The organism is Marinobacter sp. Arc7-DN-1 (assembly GCF_003441595.1).
Classification (GTDB): Bacteria; Pseudomonadota; Gammaproteobacteria; order Pseudomonadales; family Oleiphilaceae; genus Marinobacter; species Marinobacter metalliresistant.
This window is the reverse complement of the sequence record NZ_CP031848.1, coordinates 1,160,610-1,183,858: the sequence shown is the minus strand read 5'-3', so window position 1 is coordinate 1,183,858 and position 23,249 is coordinate 1,160,610. Positions and strand designations below refer to the sequence as shown.

Annotated in this window: 20 protein-coding genes; all 20 read left to right on the top strand. The window is 50.9% G+C overall.

What is annotated here, in order from left to right; genetic code table 11:
* Window positions 1-25 precede the first annotated feature (25 nt).
* The 20 genes from D0851_RS05475 to D0851_RS05380 all read left to right on the top strand — a co-directional run bounded on the left by D0851_RS05475 (window position 26) and on the right by D0851_RS05380 (window position 23,246).
* The gene (locus tag D0851_RS05475; protein ID WP_117617717.1) at window positions 26-298 is read left to right on the top strand and encodes a type II toxin-antitoxin system prevent-host-death family antitoxin; all 273 of its coding nucleotides are present in this window, start codon (window positions 26-28) and stop codon (window positions 296-298) included.
* A 15-nt stretch (window positions 299-313) separates the two neighbouring features.
* The gene (locus D0851_RS05470) at window positions 314-745 is read left to right on the top strand and encodes a putative toxin-antitoxin system toxin component, PIN family (protein ID WP_117617716.1); all 432 of its coding nucleotides are present in this window, start codon (window positions 314-316) and stop codon (window positions 743-745) included.
* 277 nt (window positions 746-1,022) lie between these two features.
* Complete coding sequence (locus D0851_RS05465; RefSeq protein ID WP_117617715.1) at window positions 1,023-1,781, top strand: Wzz/FepE/Etk N-terminal domain-containing protein; 759 nt, start codon at window positions 1,023-1,025, stop codon at window positions 1,779-1,781.
* A 220-nt stretch (window positions 1,782-2,001) separates the two neighbouring features.
* A complete protein-coding gene (locus D0851_RS05460) occupies window positions 2,002-3,483 on the top strand; it encodes a capsule assembly Wzi family protein (RefSeq protein WP_117617714.1) in 1,482 nt (493 codons plus the stop codon).
* A gap of 282 nt (window positions 3,484-3,765) precedes the next feature.
* Entirely contained in the window at window positions 3,766-6,327 is a 2,562-nt protein-coding gene (locus tag D0851_RS05455; RefSeq protein ID WP_117617713.1) for an SLBB domain-containing protein, read from the top strand.
* An 87-nt stretch (window positions 6,328-6,414) separates the two neighbouring features.
* A complete protein-coding gene (locus tag D0851_RS05450; RefSeq protein WP_117617712.1) occupies window positions 6,415-7,353 on the top strand; it encodes a Wzz/FepE/Etk N-terminal domain-containing protein in 939 nt (312 codons plus the stop codon).
* Window positions 7,354-7,454: 101 nt separating this feature from the next.
* Complete coding sequence (gene tviB, locus D0851_RS05445; RefSeq protein WP_117617711.1) at window positions 7,455-8,732, top strand: Vi polysaccharide biosynthesis UDP-N-acetylglucosamine C-6 dehydrogenase TviB; 1,278 nt, start codon at window positions 7,455-7,457, stop codon at window positions 8,730-8,732.
* A gap of 46 nt (window positions 8,733-8,778) precedes the next feature.
* Entirely contained in the window at window positions 8,779-9,726 is a 948-nt protein-coding gene (locus D0851_RS05440; protein WP_227539454.1) for a Gfo/Idh/MocA family protein, read from the top strand.
* A gap of 60 nt (window positions 9,727-9,786) precedes the next feature.
* Window positions 9,787-10,362 (top strand): UDP-2-acetamido-3-amino-2,3-dideoxy-D-glucuronate N-acetyltransferase, encoded by a 576-nt coding sequence (wbpD, locus tag D0851_RS05435; protein WP_117617710.1) that lies wholly within the window; start codon window positions 9,787-9,789, stop codon window positions 10,360-10,362.
* Window positions 10,363-10,404: 42 nt separating this feature from the next.
* On the top strand, window positions 10,405-11,484 hold the full coding sequence (locus tag D0851_RS05430) for a DegT/DnrJ/EryC1/StrS family aminotransferase (protein ID WP_117617709.1): 1,080 nt from the start codon (window positions 10,405-10,407) through the stop codon (window positions 11,482-11,484).
* Complete coding sequence (gene rfbB, locus D0851_RS05425; RefSeq protein ID WP_117617708.1) at window positions 11,481-12,554, top strand: dTDP-glucose 4,6-dehydratase; 1,074 nt, start codon at window positions 11,481-11,483, stop codon at window positions 12,552-12,554. The genes D0851_RS05430 and rfbB overlap by 4 nt, the downstream gene beginning before the upstream one ends.
* Before the next feature lie 79 nt (window positions 12,555-12,633).
* The gene (gene rfbA / locus D0851_RS05420; protein WP_117617707.1) at window positions 12,634-13,506 is read left to right on the top strand and encodes a glucose-1-phosphate thymidylyltransferase RfbA; all 873 of its coding nucleotides are present in this window, start codon (window positions 12,634-12,636) and stop codon (window positions 13,504-13,506) included.
* Complete coding sequence (locus D0851_RS05415; protein ID WP_117617706.1) at window positions 13,503-14,615, top strand: DegT/DnrJ/EryC1/StrS family aminotransferase; 1,113 nt, start codon at window positions 13,503-13,505, stop codon at window positions 14,613-14,615. The genes rfbA and D0851_RS05415 overlap by 4 nt, the downstream gene beginning before the upstream one ends.
* Complete coding sequence (locus D0851_RS05410) at window positions 14,615-15,178, top strand: acyltransferase (RefSeq protein WP_117617705.1); 564 nt, start codon at window positions 14,615-14,617, stop codon at window positions 15,176-15,178. The genes D0851_RS05415 and D0851_RS05410 overlap by 1 nt, the downstream gene beginning before the upstream one ends.
* Window positions 15,175-16,371 carry a TDP-N-acetylfucosamine:lipid II N-acetylfucosaminyltransferase gene (locus D0851_RS05405; RefSeq protein WP_117617704.1) on the top strand — a complete coding sequence of 399 codons (1,197 nt, stop codon included), beginning with the start codon at window positions 15,175-15,177 and terminating at the stop codon, window positions 16,369-16,371. Before D0851_RS05410 ends, D0851_RS05405 begins: the two co-directional genes overlap by 4 nt.
* On the top strand, window positions 16,368-17,786 hold the full coding sequence (locus tag D0851_RS05400) for a lipopolysaccharide biosynthesis protein (RefSeq protein ID WP_117617703.1): 1,419 nt from the start codon (window positions 16,368-16,370) through the stop codon (window positions 17,784-17,786). Before D0851_RS05405 ends, D0851_RS05400 begins: the two co-directional genes overlap by 4 nt.
* Before the next feature lie 892 nt (window positions 17,787-18,678).
* Window positions 18,679-19,896: an O-antigen ligase family protein gene (locus D0851_RS05395; protein WP_117617702.1), complete on the top strand. Its 1,218-nt coding sequence runs from the start codon at window positions 18,679-18,681 to the stop codon at window positions 19,894-19,896.
* A gap of 144 nt (window positions 19,897-20,040) precedes the next feature.
* Window positions 20,041-21,099: a non-hydrolyzing UDP-N-acetylglucosamine 2-epimerase gene (gene wecB / locus D0851_RS05390; RefSeq protein WP_117617701.1), complete on the top strand. Its 1,059-nt coding sequence runs from the start codon at window positions 20,041-20,043 to the stop codon at window positions 21,097-21,099.
* On the top strand, window positions 21,096-22,160 hold the full coding sequence (locus D0851_RS05385; RefSeq protein WP_117617700.1) for a hypothetical protein: 1,065 nt from the start codon (window positions 21,096-21,098) through the stop codon (window positions 22,158-22,160). Before wecB ends, D0851_RS05385 begins: the two co-directional genes overlap by 4 nt.
* A gap of 48 nt (window positions 22,161-22,208) precedes the next feature.
* On the top strand, window positions 22,209-23,246 hold the full coding sequence (locus D0851_RS05380) for a polysaccharide biosynthesis protein (RefSeq protein ID WP_117617699.1): 1,038 nt from the start codon (window positions 22,209-22,211) through the stop codon (window positions 23,244-23,246).
* The last annotated feature ends 3 nt before the right edge of the window (window positions 23,247-23,249 follow it).

The window sequence follows — 23,249 nt, the reverse complement described above, 5'->3', positions numbered from 1 at the left end:
ACGATTAATATGGTTGGAGGTGCTCATGATCACAGAAACCAGCGCAGTGAAGTTCCGGCAAAACCTTGGCGAAATGATTAACCAGGTACAGTACCGGCACGACAGCATCCTGATTAAGAAAGACGGTAAACCGGTGGCAGCTTTGGTCGATGCCCGTTTGTTTGGCCGAATCCGCAGAATGGAGCAACGCTTTGATGCGCTGAGTTCGCGGTTGGAGAAAGGTTTTTCAGAAGTGCCTCAGGAAGAAGGCATGAGGGAAATTGAAAGTGCAATCGCCGACGAGCGCTCCGGAAGCTAATAAAAGGCACCAGGGATGGCATCTATTCAGGCAGTTATTGATACCAATGTAATCATTTCGGGCATGGCCTACCCGGCCAGCGTTCCTGGAAAAATTATGCAGGCTTGGCGCAGTGGGGCCATCGACGTGTATCTCTCCGAGTATATTCTGGATGAAATTCGCAGAGTATTGCCGAGGCTGCGAAGCCGGCATGGAATGTCTGAGGCAGAAATAGACGACCTCGTGGACATTCTGGGGTTGCTGGCTGAAATCCTTGAGCCGGCGGCACTGCCGCCGGAATCAGTGAGAGACATCAAAGATACACCGGTACTCGGAACCCTGATAAGAGGGATGCAGACGCACTCGGTGGATTACCTCATAACCGGTGATAAAGACCTGCTGGTGCTAAAGGAACATTACCCCGTGATCACGCCTGCCGAATTCTGGTCCAGGCACGGGGGGTTGTAAGTCCATACAAACTATTTTTTTGCCACGGACGCTCACGGACAAAAGCCCAAAAGAATTCTGTTTTTTCTTTTCCGTCCGTGAGCGTCCGTGAGTGTCCGTGGCAAAAATGAACGTCCGATTGTAATGATCAACTTGATGCAGAAGCAGCAGAGGGTAAAAGTACCGGTATCTGCTATAAAAATATAACAAGCGCACACGGCAAAGCTCTGATTCAGTGCAAGGTCAGCTGATGATGAGGCTACGGGTGCTCGCCGGATTAAAGTGAGGTGGATTTCCAATGGAAGACAATAATCGCCGAAATCAGCCTCAATACGACGACGAAATCAGTCTGGTGGATCTGGCAACTACTTTTCTAAAGCGCCGGAGAGTGTTTTACGCAGTGCTTTTCTCAACGTTACTGGCGGGAATTGTCTACGCGGTGCTGATGCCGGAAAGATATGATTATGTCAGTCTGGTCAAGCTGGCGGAGAAGGACTCTGGTAGCTACATAGAAAAACCGGCGGCTATCATTGCAACACTGGAAAATCGGTGGCTGCCGGACTATCAGTCGACTTACCACGCAGAGCATGACGGGGCTATCCCGTTCAAAGTCCGCTTCGAGAATCCGGAGAACACCGGGCTGATCCGAATGGTGTCTGAGGCATCTCCGTCTCAGAGGGAAGGCGTTAAACAGGTCCATGCCCAGCTGATTGATGAGCTCTCGCAAGCGCAATCGGCGGCTGTATCGAGCCTGAAGCAGAATCTGGAGAGGCAAATCGAATCGCTTTCCTCAACGATAAAAATGCTGGAAGGTTCAACGGATGCCGGGGCGGCCATTGCAGCGGCTTTCAAAAAGCGGTTATCGCTTGAGGCTACCCTCAACTCTATGCGGCCAATGGAAGTTCTGACGGTAAACCGGGAAAGCGCGGAGCGTAAGGGGCCGGCGCGGAGCCTGATTGTTCTGTTGGCTGGCCTGCTGGGTTTGATGGGAGGTGTTTTCCTCGCATTCCTTACAGAGTTCGCAAGTCTGGTGAAGGCGCAATTGACCGAAATGTGAGCGGATTCCTTGCATTTCTGAAGTTTTAACAATTCTTTACTTAGATAACTCTCTGAATCGCCTTGTGTTAGGTTTTTTGTCACTTGCTTGTCACAGGCGATGCCGTAAAATCTGCTCCCTTCTGAAACACCATATTCATTTACCGACAGGGACACAGTTGGGATTGAGTTGTTCCCTTCCTTATGCTGTTTCGCTGTCGCCTTTCAGATAATTTTATTCTATGACCTTAAAACACTGGGCCCTGGTCGGTGGGGCGGTAGCGTGTCTGGCAAGTGTTCCTCTCTCGGCGGCCCCCTGGCTTGAGCCGGGAGATACCCGGGCGCGTTTTGCGGCACAAAAGCTGGCAGACCGAGGCCATATGGATCGTACCGTCAGCACCTGGCCGCTGATGTGGAGTGCGGTGCACAGCGGTCTTGAGGCCAGTGTCAGCTCCGATCAACCGTCTGTAGGGACAGCCGCCGCCTACCTCCGCTTTGAGAAGGAAGAGCAGGCCCAGCCAGGCTTTCGGGGCGAGTACAGCCTGTATGGCAGTAGTGAGATTCCCGGCACCCGGGGGTTTGATCAGAATTCGTTGGCGAAGGCCGGAACGGCAATCAATCTCCAGTGGCAAGGCGAAGTCTGGGCCTTCGGGCTTAAGCCGGCTTATGCCCCTAAAACCGATGACGACAAAGAACTGCGCCTTGACGGCTCCTATCTGGCCGCGGCAGCCGGCAACTGGGTGTTTGGTGCCGGAGCCATTGACCGCTGGTGGGGGCCGGGCTGGCAGTCCAGCCTGATCCTCTCCAATAACGCCCGCCCGATGCCAGCACTCTGGCTTAATCGCAACAACAGCGCCGCGCCGGAAACGGACTGGCTGCAGTGGGTCGGCCCCTGGCAATTTACCGCGTTCGCCGGCCAATACGAAAGCGACAGGGCCGTGCCAGAGGCAAAGCTGATCGGCATGCGCTTTACGTTTCGCCCGGTAAGCGGACTGGACATTGGTTTATCCCGGGCCATCATGTTTGGTGGTGAAGGGCACCCGGAAAATACCTCTACGCTCTGGAATGCACTGATTGGCCGGGATAACGGGCAGCTTGAGGAAAACGATCCGGGCAATCAGCTCGCAAGCATCGACGCGCGCTATGGCTTTGGAATTGGCCAGCAATCCATGGGTGTTTATTCCCAAATGATGGGCGAAGACGAAGCCGGCGCCTTCCCGGCCCGCAAGTCCTGGCTTCTGGGGGCGGACTGGACAACCCAGCTCTTTAAGGCTGACCAGCAATGGTTTATCGAATACACCAATACACTGGCCGATGACTTCCTGGGTGATGCCATGCCCAACATCACTTACGACCACTCGCGCTATCGCTCCGGCTACCGCTATTACGGTCGCAGCATGGGTGCCAGCTTTGATGGCGATGCCGAGGCAGTCACCTTCGGAGCGTTCAACTTCTTTGATGACGGCACAAACCTCAGCGCGAAGATAACCTACGCAAGGCTCAATAAGGATGGCGGAAACCGTACTGTCACCCAAAACCAGGATATTGTCTATACCGTGCCGGAAGGCGACCAAAACGTAGCCGTTCTCGACCTTGGTTATGGCGCTCGAATGCTCAACGGCTGGCTGGACCTGAACCTCCAGGCCACCGACAAGAAAATTGAATATCTTGGCGGCGAGAAAGACCAGTGGTCCCTTGGCGCTGAATGGACTTACCGATTCTGAAAGCTGAAAAAGGGGTCTGACCCCACGGGGTCATGAAAGCTGAAAAAGGGGTCTGACCCCACGGGGTCATGAAAGCTGAAAAAGGGGTCTGACCCCACGGGGTCATGAAAGCTGAAAAAGGGGTCTGACCCCACGGGGTCAGACCCCAACTTCAAGATTCTTTAGCCACGGACCCTCACGGACAACAGCCCAAAAGAATTTCTGTGTTTTTTCTTTTCCGTCCGTGAGCGTCCGTGAGTGTCCGTGGCAAAAAATTCAATACCCAAACCGGAACATCAACCTGTGAACTTGAAATCCCTACTACTCCCCCTGGCTCTCCTGCTCCCCATGGCAGTCACAGCCCAATCTATCACTCCCGCACAGATAGAACAGTTCAAATCCCTGCCCAAAGCCCAGCAGGAAGCCCTGGCAAAGCAATACGGGGTGGACTTGAGCCAGTTGACCGGGTCATCCAGCCAGTCCCGCCCGCAACAACCTTCACAGGAAGTTGTGAAGCCCCTTCAGGAAAGTGAGCAGGAAGCCCGCAAGGCAGGTGAAGAGCAGGCGAGAAAGGACGAAGAATTTGCCAGGAAAAATAACGGCCTGGAGCCTTTTGGCTACGATCTGTTCGCCGGCTCTCCCACCACCTTCGCGCCCGTAACCGAGATTCCGGTCCCGGCGGAATACACCATGGGCCCTGGTGATGTTCTGAAGGTCCAGCTCTGGGGCAATCAGAACCAGCAACTGGAATTGCCAGTCTCCCGGGAGGGCACCATTGATTTTCCTGAGCGTGGACCGGTATCGGTTGCCGGGCTCACCTTTCAGCAAACTCGTGATCACATCATCCAGCTGGTTTCCGAACAGTATATTGGGGTGAAAGCCGCGGTTTCACTGGGGGAGTTACGCAGTATCCGGGTGTTTGTTCTGGGTGAGGCCAGAACCCCGGGCTCCTACAGCGTGAGCTCGCTCTCAACGATTATTAACGCCCTATACGTTTCCGGCGGTATCAAACAGACCGGTTCCTTGCGGAATGTACAGCACAAACGCAATGGCAAGCTGATCGGCACCCTGGACCTGTATGATCTGCTCCTGGAAGGCGACACATCCGACGATGCCCGCCTTCAGGCCGGCGACGTTATCTTTATTCCGGCAGTTGGCAGCCGCGCTGGTATTGACGGAGAAGTCTACCGGCCAGCGCTTTATGAAATTGAACAAGGCACCAGCCTGCTGGAGCTTGTTGAACTGGCGGGCGGGCTAACGCCCCAGGCCTATCCCCAGATCACGAAAATTGAGCGAACCAACGAGGATTTCCTGCGCGTTATTGCCGAAGCGGATCTGACCCGGAATTCCGGTAAGCAGGCCCGGGTGAGATCCGGTGACTGGATTTCCGTAGCCTCCATTGCCGACGTAACTGGCCAGTTCGTGGAAATCAAAGGCGCTGCCACCCGAACGGGTAAATTCGCCTGGGTACCGGGAATGCGGGTCAGTTCCATCATCCGGAACCTGGATGCCGATCTGCTGGACTTTGCTGATACCAATTACGCAGCCATTGTGAGAACAGACCCTGAGACTCAGCGAATTTCTGTCGTGAATCTGGAGCTGCGGAAGGCGGTAACCTCCCCCGGCAGTTCAGAAGACCTCATGCTCCAGGAAAAAGATCAACTGCTGTTCTTCACCGATATCGGAAAAGTGAAATCTAGGCTCGAAGGTGATCCAGAGAATCGGGATATTGCCAGCGAAAAAAGGGAAGAGCTGAACAAAAGGAGCGCGCGGGCACAGGGCAATACGCGTGAAGCCCTGCTTGAACCTGTTCTCAAACGCCTGAAAGCACAAGCAGGCCCCTATTCGCCACAACAGACCATGCGCATCTCAGGCCCGGTTCGCTACCCGGGTGAATACCCGTTACCAACTACCGGCACCGTAAAAGACGCGATTTTCGTGGCTGGCGGCCTCACCGATTCCGCCTCCATGTATTCCGCAGAGCTTGCCCGCCACTACACCGATGATAACGGTGTTGAGCAAACCGAAATCGTTCAGGTAGACCTGGCTGAAGCCATGCTCGGGAAAAGCGATGTGCAACTGCAAAGCCGGGACAGGCTACTCATCAAGTCCGTCCCGTCGTTCGGCACCAACCGTACCATAACGCTGAAAGGCGAAGTACGGTATCCCGGCCAATACACCTTTCGTGAGGGTGAAACCCTCCGTCAAGTGCTGGAACGGGCCGGTGGCCTTACAGCTAATGCCTTTCCCCGTGGCGCGGTATTCACCCGGGAGAAACTCCGCCAACTGGAAGCCCGGCGCCTCCGCGAGGCGGAGGAGCGGCTCCAGGGCGACCTGTTGGGCGTGCAGCTGAAGGGCGATTCGTTTGGAGGCCAGAATGCCCAGCGCGTAGACGAGGTTAAAGGTTTGCTTGAAGACGTGCAGAGTAGCCGGCCAGTGGGAAGGATGGTAATAGATCTGCCCCAAGTATTGGCAGACACCGGTTACCAACCCATCCGATTACAGGATGGCGATACACTGACCGTGCCGACTATTCCCCAAGCCGTCAGTGTATTCGGCGAGGTTCAGTTCCCCACGAGCCATCTTCACTCGGAAGGGCTGACTGTGGATGATTACCTGGAGCGGAGCGGCGGCCCCACCCGCCAGGCAGACCAGGACCGGGTGTACGTTGTAAAGGCAGACGGTTCAGTAATGTTGCCTGAGAAGAGTGCCTGGTTTGGAGGCAGGAGCCAGCAATTGCAGCCGGGAGATACGGTTATCGTACCGATTGATGTGGACCGACTGAACCAGCTGGAGCTGTGGAGCAACGTCAGCCAGATTGTGTACCAGATGGCGCTGGGTGCTGCGGCAGTCGGCAACCTTTAAGTAAGTTAAAGCTGAAAAAGGGGTCTGACCCCACGGGGTCAGACCCCAACTTCAAGCACCCAACTCTATACCCGACCCGATTAAATCATGACTCAATACGAAGTGCTTAACCCACAGCAACAAGATGATGAAATTGACCTGAGGGAACTTTTCGCCACCCTCTGGGCCGGCAAATGGCTGATTATCGCCGTCACCTTCCTGTTCGCGGCAGGCGGTGTTGCCTACGCCCTGTATAAACCCAATATCTACCAGGCCAGCGTGCTGCTGGCACCTGCTAATGAAGAGAATGGCATGGGCGGCATATCTGGCCAGCTTGGTGGGTTGGCCAGCCTTGCCGGTATCAATATCGGCGGGGGTAGTTCCAACCAGACCGTTATCGCCAAGGAAGTGCTCCGTTCACGCGCCTTCCTGGCCGACTTTATTGATCGCCACAATCTGGCCGTGCCCCTCATGGCGGTGGAAGGTTGGAGCATCAAGCAGAGCGACTGGCAATACAACCGGGAGGTGTACAATCCCGAAACCGGGCAATGGTTGCCGGACGAAAACGGGAAAAGCCAGCAACCCACAGACTGGGACCTCGTAAAAGCGTTTAAACAAAACCATCTGAGCATCAGCGAAAACAAAGAAAACGGCATGGTCACATTTTCCGTGAAGAGCCTCTCTCCCCCTGCCGCACAGCAGTGGGCGCAATGGCTGGTTGAAGACATCAACGAACACATGCGCCGGCAAGACGTGGCAGAGGCCGAGGCCAGAATCAACTATCTGGAAAACAAATTAACCGACACCAACATCGCCGGTATGCAACAGGTGTTCTACCAGCTTATCGAGAGCGAAACGCGCACCGTGATGCTGGCCAATGCCCAGCAGGAATACGTGTTCAAAACGATCGATCCGGCGGTGGTGCCGCAGGAAAAGAGTGAACCGAAGCGGGCGCTGATCGCCATACTCGCCACCATGCTCGGCGGCATGCTCGGTGTTTTCATCGTATTCATCCGGGCCTTCTTCAAAGGAACCCGCGAAGCCTGAACACTAGGTCAATTGAAAAAGGGGTCTGACCCCGTGGGGTCAGACCCCACCTTCACACCTCAACACCTCAATTAATCACCAAAGATAAAGCACCAATCACCATGCAAACCAACAACCTCACCCTCGCAGTCATCGGCCTAGGCTACGTCGGCCTCCCCCTGGCCGTAGAATTCGGCAAAAAGCGTCCCGTCATCGGCTTTGATATCAACCAGAAGCGTGTCACCGAACTCCAGAACGGCCATGACCACACCCTGGAAGTGAGCAGCGAAGAGCTGGGGCATGCGTCTCACCTGAGCTATACCTCCAGCGCGGAGGATCTCAAGGCCGCCAACGTCTACATCGTAACGGTGCCGACTCCGATCGACGAGCACAAACGCCCGGACCTGACCCCGCTGATCAAAGCCAGCCAAACCATCGGGAAAACCCTCAAACAGGGCGATATCGTCATCTACGAGTCCACGGTTTACCCTGGGGCAACCGAGGAAGACTGCGTGCCAGTGCTGGAGCGGGTATCTGGCTTGGTGTTTAACCAGGACTTTTACGCCGGTTACAGCCCGGAGCGGATTAACCCGGGTGACAAGGAACACCGTGTCACCAACATCAAGAAAGTCACCGCCGGCTCTACTCCGGAAATCGCCGATCTGGTAGACGCGCTCTACAACGAGATCATTACCGTAGGCACCTACAAGGCCAGCAGCATCAAAGTGGCCGAGGCTGCCAAAGTCATCGAAAACACCCAGCGGGACCTAAACATCGCCCTCATCAACGAACTGGCGATGATCTTCAACAAGATGGGCATAGATACCGAAGCCGTCCTGCAAGCTGCGGGTTCCAAATGGAACTTCCTACCCTTCCGCCCCGGCCTGGTGGGTGGCCACTGCATTGGCGTAGACCCCTATTACCTGACCCACAAGGCACAGACCATCGGCTACCACCCGGAAATCATCCTCGCCGGCCGCCGCCTAAACGATGGCATGGGTGCCTACGTGGTCTCCCAGCTAGTCAAGGCCATGCTTAAAAAGCGTATCCATGTGGAAGGCGCCCGGGTGCTGGTGATGGGGCTCGCCTTCAAGGAAAACTGCCCGGACCTGCGTAACACTCGTGTGATCGACATTGTGCGTGAACTGAAGGAGTACAATACCAAGGTTGACGTTTATGACCCTTGGGTTTCAAAAAAAGAAGCAGAACAGGAATACGATATCGCGCCGGTAAGCGAACCTGAACAGGGCATTTATGACGCGATCATTATTGCTGTTGGCCATCAGCAGTTCGCGGCAATGGGTATGGAGAGCATCCGCAAATTGGGCAAGCAAGACGACCATCTTGTTTATGACCTGAAGTATTTGTTTCCTGCCGATCAGACCGATCTACGTCTCTGAATACTTTTCAACAATGAACACACATCGTTAATGGAGTAATTAAAGCGTGAGCAAAAAGTTTGCCCTGATCGGCGCCGCCGGTTACATCGCCCCTCGACACATGAAAGCCATCAAGGAAACCGGTAATGATCTGGTGGCCGCGCTGGACAAGAATGATTCGGTCGGCATTATTGACAGCTTTTTCCCGGATGCCGACTTTTTTACCGAATTCGAGCGTTTCGACCGCCATATTGACAAGCTCAGAAGAGCAAACGGCGGCCGCGCAGTGGACTATGTTGGAATTTGCTCACCAAACTACCTGCATGACTCCCACATGCGTTTTGCTCTGCGCTCCGGTGCCGATGCCATTTGTGAAAAGCCCCTGGTGCTGAATCCCTGGAATATTGATGGCCTTCAGGAAATCGAGCGGGATACTGGCCAGAAGGTGAACACGATCCTTCAACTGCGCCTGCACCCTTCTATTATCGCGCTTCGTGAAAAGGTTCAGAGTGAGCAGAAAGCCACCAAGCACGAGGTAGACCTCACCTACATCACCTCCCGCGGGCATTGGTACCTCCAGTCCTGGAAAGGCGACGAGCACAAGTCTGGCGGTATTGCCACCAACATTGGTGTGCATTTCTACGATATGCTGCACTTTATCTTTGGCGAGCTGCAGGAAAACGTAGTTCACCACAGCGACGACACCATGGCCGCCGGCTACCTGGAATACGAGAAAGCCCGAGTGCGTTGGTTCTTGTCGGTGGATTACAAATATGTTCCGGAAAGCGCCAGGGCCGAAGGCCAGCGTACCTACCGCTCAATTACTGTGGATGGTGAGGAAATCGAATTCTCCGGTGGCTTCACCGATCTGCATACCCGTAGCTACGAAGAGATCCTCAAGGGCAACGGCTTCGGCCTGGAGGAAAACCGGGTGGCTATCGACACCGTTTCCACCATCCGTAACGCCACTCCGGCCGGCCTGACCGGCGATTATCATCCTTTCCTCAAGAACTAAGAGTTAGGGGTCTGACCCCTCGGGGTCAGACCCCATTGTCACCAGAAAAAGGGAAGAGCTATGTCGGTAACCATCCACCCCAGCGCCATAGTAGACGAGGGCGCCCAGATCGGCGAAGGCTCCCGAGTCTGGCATTTCGTCCACGTATGCGGTGGCGCCAGAGTCGGCAAAAACGTCTCCATGGGCCAGAACGTGTTCGTAGGCAATAAGGTCACTATTGGCGACAACTGCAAGATCCAGAACAACGTCTCCCTCTATGACAATGTCCACCTGGAAGAAGGCGTGTTCTGTGGCCCGAGCATGGTGTTCACCAATGTATACAATCCCCGTTCGCTGATCGAACGCAAGAGCGAATACCGGGATACGCTGGTGAAAAAGGGGGCAACACTGGGTGCCAACTGCACCATCGTATGCGGCGTTACCATTGGCGAATACGCCTTCGTGGGAGCCGGCGCGGTGGTTAACAAAGATGTCCCTGCATACGCCCTGATGGTGGGAGTACCCGCCCGGCAGATTGGTTGGATGAGTGAGTTCGGCGAACAGCTCGATCTTTCGGTACAAGGAGAGGGCGAAACCATATGCCCACACACCGGTAGCCGCTATGTGTTAAAAGACAATCAAGTGACCAAACACTGAGAACCATCGTCGTCATCGGTTAAGCTCAAAGGTATCCGCCTAATGCAATTCGTAGACCTGGCCGCACAGCAAGCCCGCATCAAAGACCAGATTGATCAGAACATCCAGAAGGTTCTTGCCCACGGCAAGTATATCCTCGGTCCGGAAGTGGCCGAACTGGAAGAGCTGCTAGCAGCCTTCTGTGGTGCCAAACACTGTATCTCAGTTGCCAATGGCACGGATGCACTGCAGATCGCCCAGATGGCACTGGGTGTCGGCCCGGGCGACGAAGTGATTGTGCCAGGGTTTAGCTACATCGCCACGGCGGAGACGCCAGCCGTGTTGGGGGCCAAGCCGGTCTACGTAGATATCGACCCGAAAACCTACAACCTGGATCCTGAGAAGCTGGAAATAGCTATTACCTCCCGGACCAAAGCCATTATTCCGGTGTCGCTGTATGGTCAGTGCGCTGATTTTGACGCGATCAACGCCATCGCCGGAACGCACGGAATTCCCGTTATCGAAGACGGTGCGCAAAGCTTTGGTGCCAGCTACAAGGCTAAAAAGTCCTGCAATCTGACCACCATCGGGTGCACCAGCTTCTTCCCGAGCAAACCGTTGGGCTGTTATGGCGATGGTGGAGCTATCTTCACCAACGACGAAGAGCTGGCCACCATCTTGCGCCAAATAGCCCGCCACGGCCAGGACCGGCGTTACCACCATGTCAGGGTAGGAGTGAATAGCCGTCTGGATACTCTGCAGGCAGCCATTCTGTTGCCGAAACTGGCCTTGCTCGAAGAGGAAATTCAGCTGCGTAACCAGGTGGCTGAAAACTACGCCCGGTTGTTGAACGATGCTGACATTGATATCGCCCCCTTCGTAGAAGCACATAGTGTATCTGCCTGGGCGCAGTACACCATTCGCGTAAACAACCGTGAGGCGGTCCAGGAAAAGCTAAATGAAGCGGGGGTTCCAACGGCGGTGCATTATCCAATTCCGTTGAATAAGCAACCGGCTGTTGAAGACCCTGCTGCCGATCTTTCTGCGGGGGATGAGGCTGCTCGGGTTGTTATGTCGTTGCCTATGCATCCTTATATGTCAGAAGTGGACCAGAAGTTCGTAGTGGAGGCATTGTTGAAGTGAAGTTTCTTGTCACAGGCGGGGCGGGTTTCATTGGGTCTGCAGTAATACGCTACATCATTAGGAACACCGCAGATGGCGTGGTTAACTTGGACAAACTCACTTACGCCGGGAATCTCCAAAGTCTGGTCGAGGTAAGCGAGAGCGACCGCTATGCTTTTGAGCATGTAGACATTTGCAACCGCGCCGAGGTTGAGCGGGTTCTGGCTGAGCATCAGCCGGACGCCATTATGCACCTCGCTGCAGAAAGTCATGTAGATCGGTCCATTGATGGCCCTGCAGACTTCATCGAAACCAACATCGTTGGAACGTACACTCTTTTGGAGGCTACTCGCCAATACTGGCAAGCTTTGGAGGGCGAGCGAAAGGCGGGATTTCGCTTTCACCACATAAGCACCGACGAAGTCTACGGTGACCTCCCCCATCCGAGCCAAACAGAAAATGCTTCGGAATATTTATTTACCGAAGAAACCGCCTACGCTCCCAGTAGCCCATACTCCGCCAGCAAAGCCAGTTCGGACCACTTGGTGCGGGCCTGGCAACGTACTTACGGTCTGCCAGTATTGGTCACCAACTGCTCCAACAACTACGGGCCTTACCACTTCCCGGAAAAGCTCATCCCATTGATGATACTTAACGCATTGGAGGGAAAGTTTCTCCCAGTTTACGGCAAAGGTGACCAGATCCGAGACTGGTTGTATGTAGAAGATCATGCCCGCGCCCTCTACAAAGTCGTTACCGAAGGCAAACCCGGCGAAACCTACAACATCGGCGGCCACAACGAAAAACAGAACATCGAAGTCGTGCATACCATCTGCGACATCCTCCAGGAACTCCGCCCGCAGGAACGCAGCTACCGTGACCTGATTACCACTGTAAAAGACCGCCCCGGCCACGACATGCGCTACGCCATAGACGCTAGCAAAATCCAGAAAGAACTCGGCTGGGCGCCTGAGGAGACCTTTGAAAGCGGCATCCGCAAAACCGTGGAGTGGTACCTGAATAACCTCGACTGGTGCCAGCGGGTACAGGACGGCAGCTACCAACGGGAACGCCTTGGTAAAGCTTCCTGATGCCAAGGTTAAACCCGGCACCGGGGTCAGATGAAAGCTTTCCTCTGACCCCATCTTCACCAGAGAGATTAGTTTGAATATGAAAGGTATTATCCTCGCAGGCGGCTCCGGTACCCGCCTATATCCCATAACACTCGGCACATCTAAACAACTCCTGCCGGTGTACGACAAGCCAATGATCTACTATCCGCTCTCTGTACTCATGCTGGCGGGCATCCGGGAAATCCTCATTATCACCACCCCGGAAGATCAGGCCGGCTTTAAACGCGCACTCGGTACTGGCGGACAATTCGGCATTAACCTCAGCTACGAAATCCAGCCAAGCCCGGACGGCCTCGCCCAGGCCTTTGTTATCGGCGAAGAGTTCATCGGTAACGACAGCGTGTGCCTGGTACTGGGCGACAACATCTTTTATGGCCAGGGCTTCACTCCAAAACTGAAACAGGCCGCCCAGCGCAGCGAAGGCGCCACGGTATTCGGCTACCAGGTAAAAGACCCAGAACGCTTTGGCGTAGTCGAGTTCGATGAGAGCAAACGCGCTATCTCCATCGAAGAAAAACCTGAACACCCGAAATCCCACTACGCTGTAACTGGCCTGTATTTCTACGACAACAGCGTGGTAAACATTGCCAAACAGGTAACGCCCAGCCACCGGGGCGAACTTGAAATCACCTGCGTAAACCGGGCCTATCTGGAGCAAGGCAAGTTGAATGTAGAGCTGCTCGGCCGGGGCTTCGCCTGGCTGGATACTGGGACCCATGAAAGTCTGCTGGAAGCCGCGCAGTTTGTAGAAACCGTTGAGAAGAGGCAGGGCTATAAGATCGCCTGCCTTGAAGAAATCGGCTTCAACCAAGGCTGGCTGGCCAAAGAGCAGTTCCTACAACAGGCTGACCAGCTCAAGAAAAACGGCTACGGCCAATACCTGTTAGACATTCTGGAAGACTCGAAATGATCCCCGTCACGAAGCCGTACCTGCCAAACCGGGAGAGACTGAATCAGTTTCTGGACGGTATCTATGAGCGCAACTGGCTGACCAACAATGGCCCGTTAGCGCAGGAGCTAACGAGTAGGCTGGAAGAGTATCTGGGCGTCGAAAACCTGTTGCTGGTATCAAATGGTACGCTGGCACTGCAAATTGCCTATCGCGCCCTGGGCATTAACGAGCCGGTAGACGGAAAGCCTGCAGAGGCGATTACAACACCATTCACCTTCATTGCCACGGCAAGTTCACTGAAGTGGGATGGCATCCAGCCAGTGTTTGCAGACATCGACCCGGAAACCTGGTGCCTGAACCCCGCCAGCATTGAAGAGGCCATTACCCCGCAAACCCGTTCCATTGTTCCCGTGCACGTATTTGGCAACGCCTGCGATGTAGAAGCCATAGATACCATCGCCCAAAAGCACAACCTGAAAGTCATCTACGATGCATCTCACGCCTTCGGTGTGAACTACAAAGGCAAAAGCCTGCTCAAGCATGGCGACGCCGCCACCCTCAGCTTTCACGCCACCAAGCTGTTCCACACAGGCGAGGGCGGGGCCATTATCTTCCAGCGCAAGGAAGATCTGGAGCGTGCGAAGAGAATGATAAACTTCGGAATCACTGGGCGGCAGACAATCGAAGAGCTGGGCATCAATGCCAAGATGAATGAGTTGCAGGCGGCGATGGGCTTGTGTGTACTGGATGAAATGGAAGCCAATATGGCCGTCCGACACCGAGTATGGTCTAACTATGAACGCGCGCTTTTTAGTTTAGTGCAGTTGCAAAAGCGAAGTGACGACCTGTCTTACAATGCAGCCTATTTTCCCGCGGTGTTCGAGAGCGAGCCGGCGGCTGTAAAAGTAGCGGAACTTCTCAAAGAGAATAGAATTCTGGCGCGCCGATATTTCTTTCCTTCACTAGAAACCATTGATTTCTTCGAACAAACGAGTCCTCAGCCGGTTTCGAATGATATTGCTGGGCGGATTCTCTGCCTCCCTATTTATGCAAGTCTAGAAAGTCAGCAGCAGAAGGCCATTATTGATGTAATTAAGTCATTTTTGGCCACGGGGCTCCAAAGATAATGGCATTTTTATCACTTGAGCAGTTAGAAAGCATTGGTTTTTCTGCGATTGGCTCTAATGTATTTATCTCGGATAAAGCGTCTTTTTATAACCCCGCGAAAATATCCATAGGTAGCCATGTCCGCATAGATGACTTCTGCGTCCTCTCTGCGGGTGAGGGCGGAATCGAAATCGGAAACTATGTTCACGTTGCTGTGTTCAGTTCATTGATCGGAGCGGGGAAGATTAAGCTTTCGGACTTTGTGAATATTTCCTCCCGCGTCTCGATCTATAGCAGTAACGATGACTACTCCGGAACGAGTTTGACCAACCCCATGGTTCCGGCCGATTTTAAGAATGTTCATTCAGCTGAGGTTGAGTTAAAGAGTCATGTCATTGTGGGCTCAGGCAGCGTTATTCTTCCTGGTGTTATTCTAAACGAAGGTGCAGCAGTCGGTGCACTAAGCATGGTGACAAGGGACTGTAAAGAGTTCACTATTTATTCAGGAGTTCCTGCCAAAGCATTAAAGTTCAGGAAGAGAGATTTGAAAGCACTTGAGTTTAAATTTTTAAAATTGAAATGAAAATTATCCATATAGCAACCGACAGCAAATTTATCGACCATGCGCTCCCCGTTTTTGAGAAGGTATTTCCGAATTCAAATGATGTAGTTGTCTTTACAACAAAGGTGCCACTTGAATACACCAAGCTGAAGCCAAGTCGTATCGAGGTGAAACGCAGAAGTTATTTTTTTAACAAGCCAAAGCTATCTGAGGATTTATACGAAACGTATGATCTTGTGATTTTTCATTCTTTGGGTCCACTTACATTTCCTGAGCTCAAAAATATTAGCCACGATGTAGCGACGGTGTGGTTAGGGTGGGGATATGATTATTACTCTGATTGCTTGAGTGAGCTCCCCTTATTTCTAGACAAGACAAGGATCCTGAATGTTGGATTAAACAGTAATTATTTTAAGAGCATGGCTGTAAACTGTTTTAGAAAGTTGGTTAAAGTCTTTCAGATTCGCACCAAAAAGGTTTGCGCTATTGAGAAAATTTCAGTTTTTTCGCCGGTTCTTCCAGAAGAGTATGAGATGGTAAAAGGTTCAAGAGCCTGGAAATCTTTTCCGGAGTATGCGAGCTGGAATTACGGAACCTTGGAAGATAATTTTGTTAGAGGCTTCGAAGGGGAGTCTGTAGCCGGTGATAGCATCCTAATTGGCAACAGCGCCACCTTAACAGGGAACCATGTTGAAGCATTTGACCTACTTCGAAAGCTAAAAATAAAGGGTAGGCGTGTGATTGTTCCTCTTAGTTACGGGGACGCGAAACTGACCAAAAAATTGATTAACATGGGCGCGGAGTATTTTGGTCGTGATTTTGAGCCATTGATTGACTTCATGCCCCTTGAAGACTATGTCGAGATCATCAAAAAGTGTGGTTATGTAATCATGAACCATGTTCGTCAGCAAGCTGTTGGGAACATCGTGATTATGCTGTACTTAGGGGCGAGGGTATTTGTAAGGCGGGAAAACCCAGTTTACGATTTTTTCTGGAAGTCTGGAGTTGTGCTTTCAACGATTCAAGAGCTTGAAGTAAATTCCGACTTGCTTAATCAGCCTTTGACCCAGAGCGAACGGGACAGCAACCGCGAAATTATTAGTCAATACTGGTCTCGAGAAAAAGCTTATGAGCGAACGAGGGAGTTGGTTAAGAAGGCATTGGCAATGAAGACAACTCGAAGGTCTGAAGCATTTTCTGGGTCAAATCAGTGACACCGAGACAAATAGCCACCTTCGCGATAGGCCCAGTTGGAGGTGCCGCCCTTAGCTTAATCTCCCTTCCTGTCATCACGTGGTTCTTTTCCCAGGAAGACGTTGGCAGGATGGCAATGCTGCAAGTTACGCTTGGCTTCAGCATCCTGCTGTTCAGCTTGGGTCTAGATCAATCTTACGTAAGGGAATTTCACGAGTCGGAGAGCAAGCCAGCGCTCTTGAAGCGAGCAATGCTGCCGGGGTTGGTTTTGCTGATAGTTACCGTTTTGGCACTGCTGTCACTCGGCGGGAAACTGGCTGGCTGGTTGTTTGATGTGCCTGCATGGCACTTGAGTGTGTTGGTGGCCTTGGCTTTGGTGGCCAGCTATATATCCCGGTTCTTGTCGCTCGTGCTGCGAATGAACGAGCGCGGCCTGGCCTTCTCAATGAGCCAGCTGCTACCCAAGCTTCTATTGCTGGCCATTATCGGGGGATACGTTGCCGTTGGTGCCGACAAGGATCTGACCAACCTTGTGTTGGCGAATACCGCAGCGATTGTGTTCGTGTGTGCAATTTACGGCTGGAACACCCGGGCAGAATGGCTTGCTGGTATCCGAACCAGGCTGGATGTGGATCAGCTCAAAAGCATGCTCCGCTTTGGGCTGCCGCTGATTCTTGGTGGCCTGGCGTTCTGGGGGCTTACCGCCATAGACAAGGTATTTCTGCGAACCCTTGCCAGCTTTGAGGAACTGGGCGTTTACTCGGTGGCGGTCAGCTTTGCCGCCGCGGCCAGCTTACTGCAAAGCGTTTTCTCAACCGTTTGGGCGCCCACGGTATACAAATGGGCCAGCGCAGGCACTGGGCTGGAGAAAGTGCACAAAGTAAGTCGTTACATACTGGCTTTGGTTGTGCTCGGGTTTGCCTTAACCGGGTTGCTGTCCTGGGTAGTCACCTTCTTCCTGCCGGCCAACTATGCGGCAGTTCAGTGGATTGTGGTGTCCTGCATTGGCTACCCCTTGCTGTACACACTCTCTGAAACCACCGTTGTAGGCATCGGAATCTCTCGGCGCAGCTCCTTCTCCATGCTGGCGGCCGTTACCGCACTCGTCGTCAACCTCGTAGGCAACTGGTGGTTGATCCCGATATTTGGCGCAGCAGGTGCAGCGGTGAGCACCTCTGTTTCTTTCTGGGTGTTCTTCTTCCTGAGAACCGAGTTCTCCATTTACCTGTGGAAACCCATGCCCCGGCTTGTGCTTTACATCTTCACGCTGGTTTCCGTTGCTGGCGCTGTGGTTTTTACCCTTTGGGGGGAGGTTTTAAAGGGATGGATGGTTGGGTATTGGTTGGCTGTTTTGGCAGCCTGGGCGGTGGTTTTTTGGGGTGAGGTTTTGGAAGTGGTTGGGTTTGTTGCGCACAAAGGGCCGGATTTACGTTAAGTGCTGGCCTAGTACTCTCCCAGAAAACGAATATAAGGCTTAGCAATAGGGGCACATATCGAAGTTACTGTGAGCATCTTGTTTGGGTTGGAAGTTTGGGTCTTCGCGACACCTCAGGTAGTCTCCGTTTTTTAAGATAGTTGACGCTGCCTCTTCGTTCAAGCCCCAGCTTTTTCTACTGTACTTTTTCCCGGGTTTAGAGCCGTTGGCCCAGCGGGTTCACCAGTTCTTGACCGGGCGGATTCCCCAACGGTTCGGTGTTCGCTGTTTGGGCCACTTCCAGTACCAGTCGACACTGTGGCGCACTTGAGCTGTCATGAACGGCAGCGTACTGTGCTTCCGTTCGGTGTTGCACCAGGTCACGAAGCGATCTACTCAGCGCCCGGCATCCTCCAGGCTCATAAATCCGGATGAAGACTATTCCGGCCAGTACTTCAGTGTTCGGAATAAGGATTCCGAGAACGCTTTGTCATTACTGACTCGGTGCCGGCTCACGAGTATATGCCAACTGCATAGCCGCAGCAGGAAAGCCGGAGTGGAATTTGTGCTCTTCGATTGGTGTGGTCATAATTACTAAGCCGTAACTTTGTAGCCGAACACTGTATTTGAATTAATCATAATATCTAAAGTGCTTTTTTATTAATCTTTTATATTTTCGACCTTTACGGTCCAGTGTTCGGCTACTTTGTTTCTCCTTAGTAACGTGGTGGGAATATGTTGTTAATTCCTGAGTACGGGATTGTTGGAGTTGCTTGGACTACTACAAGTGTTGTTTATTGTTTGAATGCGGGGATTAAGGCTTGGATGGTGCGAGCACTATCAAAAACAAAAGTGCGTGTTTCTTAGACATTGATCCAGTAGTTAATGCCTTCTCTAAATTTATGGTTTTATAATGATAAATCTGGTCAAGTTGCTGATTTTTTCTTTGATCTTAACTCCTTCGATTAGTTTTATGTCCGGAGTCCCGGCGCTTCGACTTGATGACTTCCTGACAGGAATATTACTGGCCTTTCTTTTATTTAATCGTTTCAGAATGAATAAAAGAATAGTTTTCCTTTGTTTATTTTTCGTTTTGCTTCCATTATCAATTTTTAGTGGGCTTAGTTCCGATTTTAACGCGAGTTATGGAGATTTAATTCAGTTTTATCGGTATGCTAAGTTTATAGTAATTTATATTTTTTTGGTTTATGTATTTTCTAGGTTTACTGGTCATGAAATTTTCTGTGTTTTAAAGTTTTTCATGAGTTGCGGGTTAGGGTTGGCTATCATTGTTATTTTTCAATATTTTGATATTTTTGGGCTTAATAAGCTTTATGTTCACTTAATTGCTCCAACCCAGTACCATACTTTGGTTGGTGGATACCCATTTCCTCGTGCTGTTGGTATGATTGGAAACCCTAACGAAGTAGGATTTATTTTTGTTATTATAAGTATTATCAGTTTATATTCTTTATGGAAGTATGACTTCAGAAAGGTTTTTTTATATATACCTCTGTTTTTTGTTGGAATGGTTATGACCTTATCTAGGTCAAGCTTTATTGCTTTCATTGCTGCTGTTTTCATTTTTATCGTTTGTTTCCTTTTTTTTTCATCTCCTATAAAATCATTGGGTGTTTTTATTTTATTTTCTTTGTTTTCTTCTTTTTTTATTTGCTTGTCGCAAGAATCATACATTTATGAAAAAGTAGCTTGGCGTTATGAATCTGGTATGGATATTATGAGTAATTCGTCAATGGGAGCTCGTTTTAATAACTGGCAAGAGAACCTAGATTTAGCAAGGTCCTCACCAATCATCGGGGTAGGCCCGCTCCGGCGGATGGAAATGGAGCATGCTGCTGATAATGAATGGCTTCTGTTGTGGCGTTCTTACGGCATTGTTGGTGTATTTTTGATTATTCTTTTTTTTACTAGCGGCGTATTTAGCCGGCGGCCCCATCCTGATAAAGCTTTATTGTATTCGATTGTTGTTTCAAGCTTTTTATATATGATACCCGCTACAATTTTTCATTCTTTAGTGCTTTTCCCTTTGGTTATTTTCGTGTTTGCAATTCTTGATAGACGAAAAGATATGAGTTTTATTTCTCAGTCAATTGATCGGCGGGGGACTTAAGATACATGAATTGCATATCAATTTTTTTTGGCGTGCTTACCCTGCTGGCACAGAAAAAACTTAGTTTTTACGGGAAGTTCTTGTCGCTGTTTACCAAATAGTAATTCCCTATCTTTCTGTACAACTATTACCATAAGTATATTTATGAAAATTCTGACTATTATCGGTGCCCGCCCGCAGTTTATTAAAGCCAGCGTAGTATCGCGTGCTATTCAACAAACTAAAGGCATTCAGGAAATTATGCTGCACACTGGCCAACATTTTGATGCCAACATGTCCGATATTTTTTTCAATCAACTGGGCATCCCCCGGCCTGACATTCAACTCGACATCCATGGCGGCGGCCATGGAGAGATGACCGGACGAATGCTGATTGAAATAGAGCAATCACTGTTGGCACACAAGCCAGACCGTGTGTTGGTATATGGCGATACCAACTCCACCCTGGCAGGCGCGTTGGCGGCGGCGAAACTACACATTCCCGTTGCCCACGTGGAGGCAGGCTTGCGCAGCTTCAATATGCAGATGCCGGAAGAAATCAACCGCATTCTTACCGATCAGATCAGCGAGCTACTGTTTTGTCCGACTAAAACTGCGGTCAAAAACCTGGAAAACGAGGGTTTCGCCAGCAAGCCAGCAAAAGTGCTCCAACCAGGTGATGTGATGCAAGATGCAGCATTGCTGTTTGCAGAAAAAGCAGCGGCTCCCGCTGGTAGCAATTTACCGGAAAGCTTTGTGCTTGCAACCCTGCATCGGGCAGAAAATACCGACAACCCTGAACGTCTAGCCAGCATTGTGAATGCTCTTAACAAGATACATCGTGAACAGGCATTGGTGGTTTTACCTTTGCACCCACGCACCCGAAAACTGATCGCCCAGCAGGGGCTGGAGTTGAATGTCCACCTGATTGACCCTGTTGGATATTTTGAAATGGTCTGGTTGCTGGATCACTGCCAACTGGTGCTCACGGATAGTGGCGGTGTTCAGAAGGAGGCTTTTTTCTTTGGGAAGGCCTGCGTGACTATGCGGGATCAGACCGAGTGGGTGGAGTTGGTGGAGGCTGGCGCGAATGAGTTGGTGGGTGCGGATGGTGACTTAATTATTGAAGCAGCTGCGCAAAATTTTGGTCGCATTGTTGACGATGCGAGTAATCTTTATGGTGGAGGCAAGGCCGCGCTGCAAATTGTTAAGGAGTTGTTGTGAAAGTAAGGATTTTCACCAAAAGTGACTGGAACGAGCCTCCTCGTATCAGGCACCAGTTCGCTAATTTAATGAATGATAATGGTCACGACGTTGTATTTTACCAAAAGCCAAAATATTTGGTTTCTGAAAGAGCTCTAGTAAACGATGAGAGTACCGAGCTGCGGCGAACTGCACAACTAATTCATCATCAGTTACGGCTTGGGGGAATCCTATCAGCATTGAACGCGGCTTATGAAATTCGATCAATAAATAGAAATACTCAAGACGTTAACTCTGATGATTTGATAGTGAATTTTAACTATGATTATTTCTTTTTAAGAGATGTTTTTCCGGATAATAAAATAATAACGATAATTAATGATGACTTTGTTGCACAGTCACGATTTTTTGATGGAAAGTATGCGGGTATTGCGCTAGAAAAAACGTGTAGAATTAGTGATGTAGTTCTTTGTGTTTCATATCCCTTATGCGATCAAGTTAGGGCTTGGTCTAGCCCCAAGTTGTTCCTCCCATGGAGCGCTGAAAGATATGAGTATCCTGAAACTACAAATAGAACTGCGGTTCTTCTTTGGGCTCATATTAATAACAGAATTGATTTTGACTTAGTTAGGTTCGCAGCTTCTAATAACCGAAGCATTGATCTTCATTTAATTGGCCCAGTTAGTGAAGCTGTGAGTTCTGAAGTCCGACGCTTAGATCAAGACTTTGATAATGTAGTCTTGGTAGCGGCTATGCCATTGACTGAAATTGACTTCACTAAGTATTTTGCTGCAATTATTCCTTATAAATCTGGGAAAAAGGAAATTGAGGCTGTCAGTGCCTCAAATAAAACGTTTCAATTGCTTGGTAAAGGGATGCCGCTTGTTATTTCCGGTATGCCTAGTTTTATTCAGTCAAGGGCTATCCGTCAAACAGCGACTAAGGAAGAGTTTTTAGAAGCAATAGAATTCTGTAAGAGAGATTTCTATCGTCTCCAAGATTCTGTTCGCGATTTGGTGTCTGAGAATGGTGCTCATGATCGTTACCGTCAGTTCATGGATATTGTTGAATCGTTGGAGTAGCTTTCATGGAGCTATATCTATTTTTTGTTTTTTCTTATAGGGTTATTTATGCCGTTTAGAACGAAAATTTTACTTATCACCGGCGGCACCGGCTCCTTCGGCAACGCCGTCCTAAACCGCTTCCTGGACACCGACATCGAAGAAATCCGCATCTTCAGCCGGGATGAGAAAAAGCAGGATGATATGCGTAAACGTTACGCAAATCCCAAGCTTAAATTCTATATCGGCGATGTTCGCGATTACACCAGTCTTATGAACGCCACCCGCGGTGTTGATTACATTTTCCACGCAGCGGCCTTAAAACAGGTTCCTTCCTGTGAATTTCATCCCATGGAAGCAGTAAAAACCAATGTCCTCGGTACGGAAAACGTCCTCGAAGCCGCTATCCAAAATGAAGTAAAGCGCGTCGTCTGCCTCAGCACCGATAAGGCTGTATACCCTATCAACGCCATGGGCATTTCCAAAGCCATGATGGAAAAGGTGATGGTGGCTAAATCTCGTAATGTCGATCCGGATAAAACCGTTATCTGCGGCACTCGTTACGGCAACGTGATGGCCTCCCGTGGTTCGGTTATTCCGCTGTTTGTTGACCAGATTCGTGCCGGTAAGGAAATTACAATTACCGATCCAAATATGACCCGGTTCATGATGACCCTGGTCGACGCGGTGAATCTCGTACTTTACGCGTTCGAACACGGCAACAATGGTGACCTTTTCGTGCAAAAAGCACCGGCCGCCACGATTGAGACCTTGGCTCGGGCATTGACTGATTTGATGGATAAGGCAGACCATCCCATCCACGAAATTGGTACTCGCCATGGCGAGAAGCTTTATGAAGTCTTGTTGAGCCGAGAAGAGATGGCCTGTGCGGAAGACCGTGGCGATTATTTCCGTATTCCGCCCGATTTGCGGGACCTGAACTATGGCAAGTTTGTGGAGCAGGGTGAGGAGAAGATCTCCCATACAGAAGATTACAACTCCCATAACACCGAGCGCCTGGATGTTGCGGGCATGCAAACCTTGCTGCGCAAACTGGATTTCATTCGTGCCCTGGAACGGGGTGAATACCTCAACCCTGAGGATTGAGCC

What these genes read in the sequence shown, in the direction of transcription:
- D0851_RS05415 (WP_117617706.1), top strand. Translation starts at nt 13,503, where the DNA reads ATGATCCCCGTCACGAAGCCGTACCTGCCAAACCGGGAGAGACTGAAT.
- wbpD (WP_117617710.1), top strand. Translation starts at nt 9,787, where the DNA reads ATGTCGGTAACCATCCACCCCAGCGCCATAGTAGACGAGGGCGCCCAG.
- D0851_RS05395 (WP_117617702.1), top strand. Translation starts at nt 18,679, where the DNA reads ATGATAAATCTGGTCAAGTTGCTGATTTTTTCTTTGATCTTAACTCCT.
- D0851_RS05430 (WP_117617709.1), top strand. Translation starts at nt 10,405, where the DNA reads ATGCAATTCGTAGACCTGGCCGCACAGCAAGCCCGCATCAAAGACCAG.
- D0851_RS05460 (WP_117617714.1), top strand. Translation starts at nt 2,002, where the DNA reads ATGACCTTAAAACACTGGGCCCTGGTCGGTGGGGCGGTAGCGTGTCTG.
- D0851_RS05380 (WP_117617699.1), top strand. Translation starts at nt 22,209, where the DNA reads ATGCCGTTTAGAACGAAAATTTTACTTATCACCGGCGGCACCGGCTCC.
- D0851_RS05470 (WP_117617716.1), top strand. Translation starts at nt 314, where the DNA reads ATGGCATCTATTCAGGCAGTTATTGATACCAATGTAATCATTTCGGGC.
- D0851_RS05405 (WP_117617704.1), top strand. Translation starts at nt 15,175, where the DNA reads ATGAAAATTATCCATATAGCAACCGACAGCAAATTTATCGACCATGCG.
- D0851_RS05410 (WP_117617705.1), top strand. Translation starts at nt 14,615, where the DNA reads ATGGCATTTTTATCACTTGAGCAGTTAGAAAGCATTGGTTTTTCTGCG.
- D0851_RS05475 (WP_117617717.1), top strand. Translation starts at nt 26, where the DNA reads ATGATCACAGAAACCAGCGCAGTGAAGTTCCGGCAAAACCTTGGCGAA.
- wecB (WP_117617701.1), top strand. Translation starts at nt 20,041, where the DNA reads ATGAAAATTCTGACTATTATCGGTGCCCGCCCGCAGTTTATTAAAGCC.
- D0851_RS05450 (WP_117617712.1), top strand. Translation starts at nt 6,415, where the DNA reads ATGACTCAATACGAAGTGCTTAACCCACAGCAACAAGATGATGAAATT.
- rfbA (WP_117617707.1), top strand. Translation starts at nt 12,634, where the DNA reads ATGAAAGGTATTATCCTCGCAGGCGGCTCCGGTACCCGCCTATATCCC.
- tviB (WP_117617711.1), top strand. Translation starts at nt 7,455, where the DNA reads ATGCAAACCAACAACCTCACCCTCGCAGTCATCGGCCTAGGCTACGTC.
- D0851_RS05465 (WP_117617715.1), top strand. Translation starts at nt 1,023, where the DNA reads ATGGAAGACAATAATCGCCGAAATCAGCCTCAATACGACGACGAAATC.